General features: G+C 66.4%; 9 protein-coding genes and 1 tRNA gene. 8 read left to right on the top strand and 2 right to left on the bottom strand.

Annotated features, from left to right (window positions below; translation table 11 throughout):
- Positions 1 to 207: 207 nt before the first annotated feature.
- Positions 208 to 1413 carry a L,D-transpeptidase gene (locus tag QH276_RS12595; RefSeq protein ID WP_432278736.1) on the bottom strand — a complete coding sequence of 402 codons (1206 nt, stop codon included), beginning with the start codon at positions 1411 to 1413 and terminating at the stop codon, positions 208 to 210.
- Between the two features lie 307 nt (positions 1414 to 1720).
- On the opposite strand from QH276_RS12595, the gene QH276_RS12600 reads away from it, so the two are divergent.
- Both QH276_RS12600 and QH276_RS12605 read left to right on the top strand, forming a co-directional pair.
- A tRNA-Lys gene (locus QH276_RS12600) sits at positions 1721 to 1796 on the top strand.
- Positions 1797 to 2148: 352 nt separating this feature from the next.
- Positions 2149 to 3489, top strand: a complete 1341-nt coding sequence (locus tag QH276_RS12605; protein WP_280402206.1) for an MFS transporter — start codon at positions 2149 to 2151, stop codon at positions 3487 to 3489.
- 6 nt (positions 3490 to 3495) lie between these two features.
- Here QH276_RS12605 and QH276_RS12610 read toward each other — a convergent pair whose 3' ends face one another.
- On the bottom strand, positions 3496 to 4104 hold the full coding sequence (locus QH276_RS12610) for a TetR family transcriptional regulator (protein WP_280402207.1): 609 nt from the start codon (positions 4102 to 4104) through the stop codon (positions 3496 to 3498).
- Positions 4105 to 4282: 178 nt separating this feature from the next.
- On the opposite strand from QH276_RS12610, the gene QH276_RS12615 reads away from it, so the two are divergent.
- From QH276_RS12615 to QH276_RS12640, 6 genes are all read left to right on the top strand, one after another.
- Positions 4283 to 5338 carry a ferredoxin reductase gene (locus tag QH276_RS12615; protein WP_280402208.1) on the top strand — a complete coding sequence of 352 codons (1056 nt, stop codon included), beginning with the start codon at positions 4283 to 4285 and terminating at the stop codon, positions 5336 to 5338.
- A gap of 52 nt (positions 5339 to 5390) precedes the next feature.
- On the top strand, positions 5391 to 6575 hold the full coding sequence (locus QH276_RS12620; RefSeq protein WP_280402209.1) for a fatty acid desaturase family protein: 1185 nt from the start codon (positions 5391 to 5393) through the stop codon (positions 6573 to 6575).
- Positions 6575 to 6937: a hypothetical protein gene (locus QH276_RS12625; protein ID WP_280402213.1), complete on the top strand. Its 363-nt coding sequence runs from the start codon at positions 6575 to 6577 to the stop codon at positions 6935 to 6937. The genes QH276_RS12620 and QH276_RS12625 overlap by 1 nt, the downstream gene beginning before the upstream one ends.
- A 69-nt stretch (positions 6938 to 7006) precedes the next feature.
- Positions 7007 to 7339: a hypothetical protein gene (locus QH276_RS12630; protein WP_280402210.1), complete on the top strand. Its 333-nt coding sequence runs from the start codon at positions 7007 to 7009 to the stop codon at positions 7337 to 7339.
- A gap of 180 nt (positions 7340 to 7519) precedes the next feature.
- A complete protein-coding gene (locus tag QH276_RS12635) occupies positions 7520 to 8566 on the top strand; it encodes a mechanosensitive ion channel family protein (RefSeq protein ID WP_280402211.1) in 1047 nt (348 codons plus the stop codon).
- A 165-nt stretch (positions 8567 to 8731) separates the two neighbouring features.
- A complete protein-coding gene (locus QH276_RS12640) occupies positions 8732 to 9433 on the top strand; it encodes a DUF4389 domain-containing protein (protein WP_280402212.1) in 702 nt (233 codons plus the stop codon).
- Positions 9434 to 9651 lie beyond the last annotated feature (218 nt).

Consider the following 9651-nt stretch of genomic DNA (forward strand, 5'->3'; position numbering starts at 1 on the left):
GCGCCACCCCGCCCGATCCCACCACCGCCGAGAATTACTTACTCGACACCGTCGTCAAGCCGAAGCATGGCGCGGGTGACCCCCCCGCCAACGCAAAAACCCCCGTCACCCCCCCCCCCCCCCAACCCCCCCCCCCCCCCCCCCCCCCGGCCCCCCCCCCCCCGGGCCGGGCCCCCCCCCCCCTAACGCGCTGTGCTGCTCCGCCGGTCACATCTCGGCGTTACCGGCTTTCCATTCCGGCCAGGGGATATTCCAGTCGCCCAGACCGTCCACACCGGACAGGGTGCCGCCCACCGTATTCTTCACGATCGCGATATCACCGCGTTTGGCGTTGTTGTACACCCATTGGGCATCGGCAGGGCTGAGATTCAGGCAGCCGTGGCTGGTGTTCGTATTGCCCTGCGCGCCCAGCGACCACGGGGCCGAATGGAAGAAGATCCCGCTGTAGGACATCCGGGTGGCCCAGTTCACATCGGTGCGGTAGCCGTCGGGCGAGTTCACCGCGACACCGTAGGTGGAGGAGTCCATCACGATGTGCTCGTGCCGATCGGCCAAAATGTAGATGCCGTTGTCGGTGGGGGTGTCGTCCTTACCCATCGAGGTCGGCATCGTGCGGATGACCTGACCGTTCTTCTCCACCGTCACCATTTTGGTGTTGTCGTCGGCGGTGAAGATCACCGCGTCACCGACGGTGAAATGCGAGTGGATATCGTCCTGGCCGTACAGGCCGTTGCCCAGATCCTTGCCGTAGACGTTCACGTCGATATCAACCCGGGTGCCCGGCGCCCAGAAGTGCTCGGGCCGCCACCGCACCTCGCGGTTGTTCACCCAGTAGAAGGCACCCTCCACCGGCGGATTCGTCTTGATCGTGATCGCGTCCTGCGCGGCCTTGCGATCCGGGATGTTCTCGTCGAACTGGATCGCCACCGGCTGACCGATCCCGACCACCTCGCCCTCACCGGGGACCAGGTACGGCTTGGTCACGTTGCCGGGCGCCGTGGTGGTGAAGCTCATCGCCGCCGTGGACTCCCCGCCCAGGCCGATGGACCGGGCCTGCAGGCGGTAGGTCTTGCTGTAGCCCAGCGGTTCGGTGGTCGACCAGCTGCGCCCGTCCTCGGACAACTGCCCGGCCACCGGCTGATCGTCCGGGTTGAGCAGCGCCACATCGGTGAACATGCCGTCGCTCACTTCGAACTTCATCTGCGCGGCCGGCGATACGCCGACCTCACCGTCCTTGACAGGAGCGACCAATTTCGGCTTGATGAGTTCGGTGATGGGGTTGCGGTCGATGGCTGTCGAGCCCTCTGCCGCCTCTGAGGACGAACATCCGGTCAATACCAACGCCACCAGTGTGACGAGGACCATCGGTCCGAAAACCCAACCGATCGGCCTCCGCCGACCACCTATACGCATAACAACCCCGTTTCAAGTCCCGGCGCACCCGCTACGCGCCGACGGCTTCGGATCCGACCGATTCCTGCACACCTCGACCCACCGCAGCGGCGGGATCGGTCGAGACCACGTTCAACATTCTGCCAGCCGCACCGGCGTGCTTCCGAGCGTTGCTCGTCACGTCCGGCTCTGTTGGCCCACCTACACATAGGGTTCGGCCTGCCAACCGTTACGGCGTCGTCCGGCTCACACCGGCCCGACTCGCTATCGATTTCACTTCTGCGGCCCGGGCCTGTTAATGTCTGTCCCGCACCGCACAACGGGGCGCGCGCCATTAGCTCAATTGGCAGAGCAGCTGACTCTTAATCAGCGGGTTCGGGGTTCGAGTCCCTGATGGCGCACCACGAAAATCATTTCTGAGCTGCGAGTTCATAACTCTCCTCACTTCTCCTTCGGAGTCTCGCGCACCGTGGACTCTCACTATCTCCGTGATCACCCGGAAACCACCTGGTAACAGCCGTCGCCGGGCTTCGTGTCGTGGTACCGGGTATCGGGCCGCCCGGCCGACTCCCTCACCGCCTACCGCGGTTCGCCGATCACAAACCTGTGAACCGATCAAACGCCGGTGTGGATTGCGCCACAAGCAAACCGTGCGGGATGTAACTGATTTGCGTCGCCTTCGATCCCGGACGGTGGCCGAGCCGTTCGCCCCGCGAGGCCCGGCCCCGGACCCGCGGATCCATTACTGTGCACACCATGAGCGAGGTGGACGCCCCGGTTGGGCGGGGGCGGGTGGTCTCCTGGGGGTTGTGGGACTGGGGGTCGGCCGCTTTCAACGCGGTGATCAGCACCTTCGTCTTCGCCGTCTATCTCACCGACAGCGTCGGGGACGATCTGCCCGGCGGTATCTCCGCCAGCGCCTGGCTCGGCTGGGCACTCGGTATCGCGGGTCTGCTGGTCGCGCTGACCGCGCCCGTGCTCGGCCAGCGCTTCGACGCAACCGCGCACCGCAAACGTTCGCTGGCGTTTCTGACCACCGTCACCGTCGCCCTGATCGCGGCCATGTTCTTCGTGCGTGACGATTATCACTATCTCTGGCTCGGTTTGGCGCTGCTGGCGCTCGGCCATGTGTGCTTCGAACTGGCCAGCGTGCCCTACAACGCGATGCTGCGGCAGGTCTCCACCCCGCAGACGGTGGGCCGCGTTTCCGGTTTCGGCTGGGCGATGGGTTACTTCGGCGGCATCTTCCTGCTGCTGCTCTGTTATTTCGGGTTCATCTCCGGCGACGGCGACGAACGCGGACTGCTCGGGGTGAGTACCGACGGCGGGCTGAACATCCGGCTCGTGGTGGTGTTCGCCGCGGTCTGGTTCGCGGTGTTCGCGCTGCCGGTCTTCTTCGCGGTACCCGAGGTCCGGACCGGCGGCGCCGACCCGGGGGCGGCGTCAGCGGGTTTCTTCGGCTCGTACCGAGTGCTGTGGCGTGACCTTCGCGAACTCTGGGCCGAGGACCGCCGGGTTATCTGGTTCCTGCTGGCCAGTGCGGTTTTCCGGGACGGCTTGGCCGGGGTTTTCGCGTTCGGTGCGATCCTGGCCGTGCAGGTCTACGAGATCAGTGATTCCGATGTGCTGCTGTTCGGTATCGCCGCCAACGTGGTGGCGGCGCTGGGTGCGATCGTGGCCGGCCGGTTCGACGACACCGTGGGGCCCAAGCGCGTGATCGTGGTCTCGCTGGCGTCCGCCGTGTTGTGCGGGACCGTGCTGCTGGTGGTGTCGGGGCCCACCATGTTCTGGATCTTCGGCCTCGCGCTGACCTTGTTCGTCGGCCCGGCACAGGCGTCGGCGCGGTCGTTCCTCACCCGGCTCACGCCGCCGGGGCGGGAAGGCCAGTTGTTCGGGCTCTACACCACCACCGGACGGGCGGCCTCGTTCCTGTCGCCGAGCCTGTTCGGCCTGTTCGTCTGGGCGTTCGACGCGGATCGGGCCGGGATCGCCGGGTTGATACTGGTACTCGCCGCCGGGCTGATCGCTGTGCTGATGGTGTCCGCGCCCGATCGACCGGAGGAGAAGCGGGCATCGGCCCCGGCCTCCGTGGCGTAACGGCGGTCAGGGTTTCCAGACACCCATACCGAGGGCGATGAGGCGGACCTGCGCGATGGTGCGTTCGACGATCGGCTGTTGTTCGCGCGGCGGGGCGGAGACGTAGTCGGCGATACCGTCGGTCACGGTCGCGACCAGCAGATCGGCCGCCACCTCGAGGTCGTCCGGGGACCAGGTGTCCAGGGCCGGCACCCGCGACAGATCGGCCACCAGCTCGCGCACGATCAGATGTAGTTCCAGGGCGATCGCCGTACGCAGTGCCGCGCTGCCGCCGCGCTGCTCCCGGATCAGGAATCCGTACAACTCCCGTTTGGCGGCGACCTCGCCGAAGACGAACCGCACCGTTTCCGACAGCCGGGCGTCGGGTGTGCGGCGCAGCTGCCGCAGGGCCAGGCGCAGCGCCTGCACGCCTTCGTCGACCAGGGTGGCGCCGAGGTCTTCGAGCGAACCGAAATGCCGGTAGAAGGCGGTCGGCACGATTCCGGCGGAACGGGCGATCTCGCGCAGGCTCAACGCCCCGAAACCACGCTCGGCGGCCAGCGCGAGAGTTCCGTCGAGCAGCGCCTGCCGGGTGCGCTCTTTGCGCTCCACGCGGCTCGCTCCCTGATCGGTCATTTCAGTGAGCATACAGCCGTTCACCATTCCGTCGTCTCCATCTTGTCGTCCGCGTCACACCGCCACCAGGTTGACAGTTCCGCCGGGGTATCCGGCACACTAGTTGAGTGTACATTCGTACACCGAAACGAATCGAAGACGCGTGACGCGACAGACAGAACAGGGACGGAGAACTCCGATGGCCCTCCTCGACCTGGTACAGACTCTGACCACCCCGCACCCGGTGGACCGGTACCTGGAACTGGTGCGCCCGATGCTCACCGTCCGCGATATGCGGGCCCGGATCGTCGGCGTGGACCGTTCGGTACCCGGCACGCTTTCGCTGAGCCTGCGCCCCACCCGGCAGTGGAAGGGGCTGCTGCCCGGCCAGTTCATCCAGCTCGGCGTGGTGATCGACGGGGTCCGGCACGTACGGTGCTACTCGCCGGTGAACTCCCAGCACGATCCACGCCGCCGCCTGGACCTCACCATGCGCGTGCACCCGCACGGCCTGGTATCGCGCTACCTGAACGAACACGCCGAGCCCGGGATGATCCTGGACCTCGAGCCGGCCGCCGGCGTCTTTCACCTGCCCCGGCAGCGGCCGGACCGGGTGCTGCTGATCAGCGGCGGGAGCGGGATCACGCCGGTGCTGTCGATGCTGCGTACCCTCGCCGACGAGGGTTACGCCCGGCCGGTGGTGTTCCTGCACTACGCGCGGTCGCCGGAGCTGGTACCGCATCGGGACGAACTCACCGAAATCGCTGCCGCTCATTCGAATATCTCGGTGGAGTTGCGGTACCCCGAGCGTGACGGCCGGGGTTTCGACCGCGACGAGCTCATGCGGGTGGCTCCCTGGTTCGCCGACGCGCATACCTTCCTGTGCGGCCCGCCGCCGCTGATGGAATCGGTGCGTGAGCTCTTCGCTGCCGAAGAGCTCAGTGAACGCCTGCACACCGAAGAGTTCGTGGCAACCGCGGCGCCGGTGGACAGCACCGACGTACACGGGACCACCACCTTCTCGGCCAGCGGCGTCACCGCCGAGAACGCCGGTACCTCACTACTCGAGCAGGCGGAGGCCGCGGGCCTGACGCCGGAGTTCGGCTGCCGGATGGGGATCTGCTTCTCCTGCACCTCGGTGCGGCGCAGCGGTTGCACCCGCAACCTGCGCACCGGTGAATTGGAATCCGATCCCGACCAGCCGATCCAGCTCTGCGTCCAGGCCGCCGTCGGCGACGTCGATATCGAAATCTGAGATCTCCGGCCGCCGCCGGAATCAGACATCTGGAAACGAAGGGGAGAAACAGATGACCATCCTCACCGAAACCAAGGACGGACCGCTGGTCCTGTCGCCCGATCAGGTCGAAGAGATCGGCCGAGCTCTCGACGAACTGCGCGACCGGATCGTCAATGATCTGGGCGAGCGCGACCGCGAGTACATCTACAACATCATCAAAGCGCAGCGCGGTTTCGAGATCGCCGGCCGCGGGCTGATGTATCTGGGCTTCCTGCCGCCGTTCTGGCTGGCCGGTGTCGCCGCGCTGAGCGTGTCGAAGATCCTGGACAATATGGAGATCGGCCACAACGTGATGCACGGCCAGTTCGACTGGATGCGTGAGCCGAACCTCAATTCCCGTGTCTTCGAATGGGATACGGTCTGCCCGTCGGATCAGTGGAAGCATTCGCACAACTACATGCACCACACTTACACCAATATCCACGGGCGCGACCGCGATATCGGCTACGGGGTACTGCGGATCGACGAAGGCCAGGACTGGCACCCGTACTACCTGGGCAACCCGCTGTACGCGTTCCTGCTGATGGTGTTCTTCGAATGGGGCGTGATGCTGCACGACCTCGAAGCCGACAACATCGTCAAGGGCAAGCGCACCTGGGCCGAGCTCAAACCGCTGATCAAGGGCCAGCTCCGGAAGTCGGGGCGGCAGGTGCTCAAGGATTACGTGGCGTTCCCGCTGCTGTCGGGGCCGCTGTTCCTGTCCACCCTGGCCGGTAACGCGACGGCGAACCTGGTGCGCAACCTGTGGGCGTACTCGATCATCTTCTGCGGGCATTTCCCGTCCGGTGTGCAGAGCTTCACCGAGGAGGAGACCGCCGACGAGACCCGTGGCGAATGGTACGTCCGGCAGATGCTGGGCTCGGCCAATATCACCGGCAGCCCGCTGTTCCACATCATGTCGGGCAACCTCTCGCACCAGATCGAACACCACCTGTTCCCGGACCTGCCGGCCAACCGGTACCCGGAGATCGCACCCGAGGTACGGGCACTGTGCGAGAAATTCGGCCTCCCGTACAACACCGGGCCGCTCGGTAAGCAGATCGGCTCGGTCTGGGCCAAGATCTTCCAGCTGGCGTTGCCGCCGCAGATCCAGGAGTCGCGGTTTGCCCGGTTTTTGCCCGCTGTGCTGCGGAAACGGCCGGAGCCCGGTGTTATCGTGATGCGTCAGCAGAGTCCTATCGGAGCGGACGTGTGATGATCGGCAAATTCGAGGCCAACAAGGATCTCATCCAGGAACTCACCTCCTCGGGCGCCCGCCGGGTCGGCAATATCGCGGGCATCATCACCGGCACCGTCGCCGAGGTGACCCGCGAGATCGGGGAATGGATCACCGACGCGATCGAGATGAACGAGGCCGCCGCCGCGGCACGCCGCGATGCGGCCGCGACCGCGGGCCGTGACGACGCGGACGGCCCGGACGGCACCGTGGGTCATGCGGCCGATCCGGGACCCGCGGCGCCGGACACCACCGTGACCCCGCTGGTCGGCGAGGTTGTGGACGCGGATGTGGTGGAACCGGACGCTGCCGGTTCCGATACGCCCGGCAAACGGCTCTGAGCAGGTTCGGCGACCGCCCGGTGGGATAGTTCACACCGGGCGGTTACCCATGGGCTAACGTCTGGGGTCGTGCCCGCCTACGTCTCCTCCCCGGAGCTGACCTTCGGATTCCTGTTCGCACTGGAGGATCCCGAACGGATCGCGGAGGTCGTCCGCGATCTCATGGAGCGGAAAACGGTGTCGGTTTTCCGGCTTGCCCGCTTGTCCGACGATGCGGGCCCGCCGGAACGCTATGTGGTGAACTGGGCCGCGATCCCGCAGATCTCGATCACCACCACCGCACCCGATGCCGCCGTCCTCCGCGCGGAACGGGTGATGCTGGTCAATGCTTTCCTCGGCGAGGGCGGTGAGGTCCGGCTGTATTCGGCGCACGGGCAGGCGCCCCCGAACGAGGCCGGGTGACCAGGTGAGCGCCGCTGCCGCCCCGACTGAGCGCTGACGGACGCGCGGACGGGGGAGTCCGCGAAGCGCTCCGGTGCGGAGCCGTGGCCCTCCCGTGACAGGTGGTAATCCGCCGTTACCGAACTGTAGCCTTGACCGAAGGGGTTCCGAACGTACCCGATGGGCAAGGAGTGGGCTGACGTGGAGAACGTAATACGGCTGCTGATCGTGCTGGGGGGCACGCTGGCTGTGACGATCGCGATCGGCTGGGCGATCGACCGCGGGCTGCGGTTCTGGTCGGCCCGGCATCCCAAGACCGCCATCCCCGGCCTGCTGCGCCGGATCCAGCTGCCGCTCCAGTTGTTCCTCGGATTCGCCGCGCTCCGGATCACCTACCCGCTGGCGGGCCTCGAGTTGCGGCAGGAGAAGGTCGTCCTCAGCGTTCTGGCCACCATGGTCACCATGTCGGCGGTGTGGCTGGTGGTCCGGATCGCCGACGCCGTGGGCGACGGATTGCTCAACACCTACTCGCGCCGAGCCCGTGATCCCCGTCGCGTGCGCCAGCTCAACACCCAGTTCACCTTGATCCGCCGGATCACCAGCACGCTGCTGGCGATGGCCACCGCGGCGATCGCCATGCTGGTGCTGTTCCCGGAACTGCGAGTGCTGGGCACCTCGCTGCTGGCCTCGGCCGGCATCATCGGCATCATCGCCGGTGTGGCGGCACAGTCCACGCTGAGCAATCTGATGGCCGGCCTGCAGATCGCCTTCGGTGATTCGGTGAAAATCGGCGATACGGTCGTGGTGGAAGGCGAGATGGGCACGGTCGAGGAGATCACCCTGTCCTTCCTCACCGTGCGGATCTGGGACGACCGCCGGCTCACCATGCCGGTGTCCTATTTCAACAGCAAACCGTACGAGAACTGGTCCAAGGGGGGTACAGAGATGACCGGCACGGTGTTCCTGCACCTGGACCACAGCACGCCGGTGGCCGAGTTGCGCGCGCATCTCTACGAGTACCTGAGCGACCATCCGGACTGGGACGGCCGCAGCTGGAATCTGCTGGTCACCGATAGCACCCCCACCGGAATCGAGGTCCGGGCCTCGATGACCGGCCGGGATCCCGACGCGGTGTGGTCGCTGCGCTGTGCCGTGCGGGAGGAACTGATCGGCTGGCTCAACGAGAACTATCCCGGTGCGCTGCCCCGGCTGGCCGCGCTCGACGGGCTCGATACTCCGGTCCGGTAGGCGTCCGACGCGGGTGCCGCGGGCGTGCACGAAGCCGACTTGATCTCGATGGCGTGTCTTTATGTCGTGTTCATCGCGAAAGGGTGTGCTGTATCTCACAATTGAGGTACGGCCGCGCTGAACTCGGCCGGCCGGGCCAGCACTCTCGAAGGAGCCCCGATCGCTATGTCTGCTCCCGTCGGTTATCCAGTCCGCGTCCGCGGCGACCTGGACCCCGCGCTCTCGCGCTGGATGTGGATCGTCAAATGGATTCTCGCCATACCGCACTACATCGTTCTGTTCTTTCTGCATATCGGCTACGCCGTGGTCACCGTCATCGCCTTCTTCGCGATTCTGATCACCGGTAGCTACCCGAGGGCGCTCTTCGATTACAGCGTCGGGGTCATCCGGTGGTCCTGGCGGGTCAGCTTCTACGCCTGGACCCCGGCGGGCACCGACAAGTACCCGCCCTTCGCCCTGTCGCGCGACGACGACTATCCGGCGGATCTGGACGTCGATTACCCGCCGGCCCTGCACCGCGGCCTGGTGCTGGTGAAATGGTGGCTGCTGGCCATTCCGCACTACCTGATCATCGGCGGCCTGACCGGTGCGGCCTGGGTCGTGTACACCGGCGAGTCCGATGTCATGGCCAGCGCGGCGGGAGTCCCGCTGATCGGTGTGCTGACCCTGATCGCGCTCGTCGGGTTGCTGTTCGTGGCGCGGTACTCCCAGGGGCTGTTCGATTTCGTGATGGGGGTGAACCGGTGGATGCTGCGGGTGCAGGTCTACGCCTCACTCCTGCGCGACGACTACCCGCCGTTCCGGCTGGACCAGGGCGCCCGTGACGAGGTGCCTCCGGCGGTGGATACCACCAAGCCCGCTGCCTGACCGGCGGCGTCCGGAAATGAGAAAGGCCCCCGGGCCGCGCAACTTGACCAAACCCACCCACCCGCCCCCCGGCCCGTAAACCGGCCGGCCGGTGGCGGAGCCGCCGACGTCCGGGCAGGCCCCGGGGCCGAACAAACCGGCCGCGGTGCTGGCGACCGTGGTGATCGTGCAGTTCATGGTCTCCCTGGATCTGTCCGTGGTGAACGTGGCGCTCCCGG

The sequence above is a fragment of the Nocardia carnea genome (assembly GCF_029869215.1).
Taxonomy (GTDB): Bacteria; Actinomycetota; Actinomycetes; order Mycobacteriales; family Mycobacteriaceae; genus Nocardia; species Nocardia carnea_B.

Bases quoted from the DNA above. Each gene is read 5' to 3' on its own strand.
- QH276_RS12595 (WP_432278736.1), bottom strand. From the start codon at position 1,413: ATGCGTATAGGTGGTCGGCGGAGGCCGATCGGTTGGGTTTTCGGACCG.
- QH276_RS12605 (WP_280402206.1), top strand. From the start codon at position 2,149: ATGAGCGAGGTGGACGCCCCGGTTGGGCGGGGGCGGGTGGTCTCCTGG.
- QH276_RS12610 (WP_280402207.1), bottom strand. From the start codon at position 4,104: ATGACCGATCAGGGAGCGAGCCGCGTGGAGCGCAAAGAGCGCACCCGG.
- QH276_RS12615 (WP_280402208.1), top strand. From the start codon at position 4,283: ATGGCCCTCCTCGACCTGGTACAGACTCTGACCACCCCGCACCCGGTG.
- QH276_RS12620 (WP_280402209.1), top strand. From the start codon at position 5,391: ATGACCATCCTCACCGAAACCAAGGACGGACCGCTGGTCCTGTCGCCC.
- QH276_RS12625 (WP_280402213.1), top strand. From the start codon at position 6,575: ATGATCGGCAAATTCGAGGCCAACAAGGATCTCATCCAGGAACTCACC.
- QH276_RS12640 (WP_280402212.1), top strand. From the start codon at position 8,732: ATGTCTGCTCCCGTCGGTTATCCAGTCCGCGTCCGCGGCGACCTGGAC.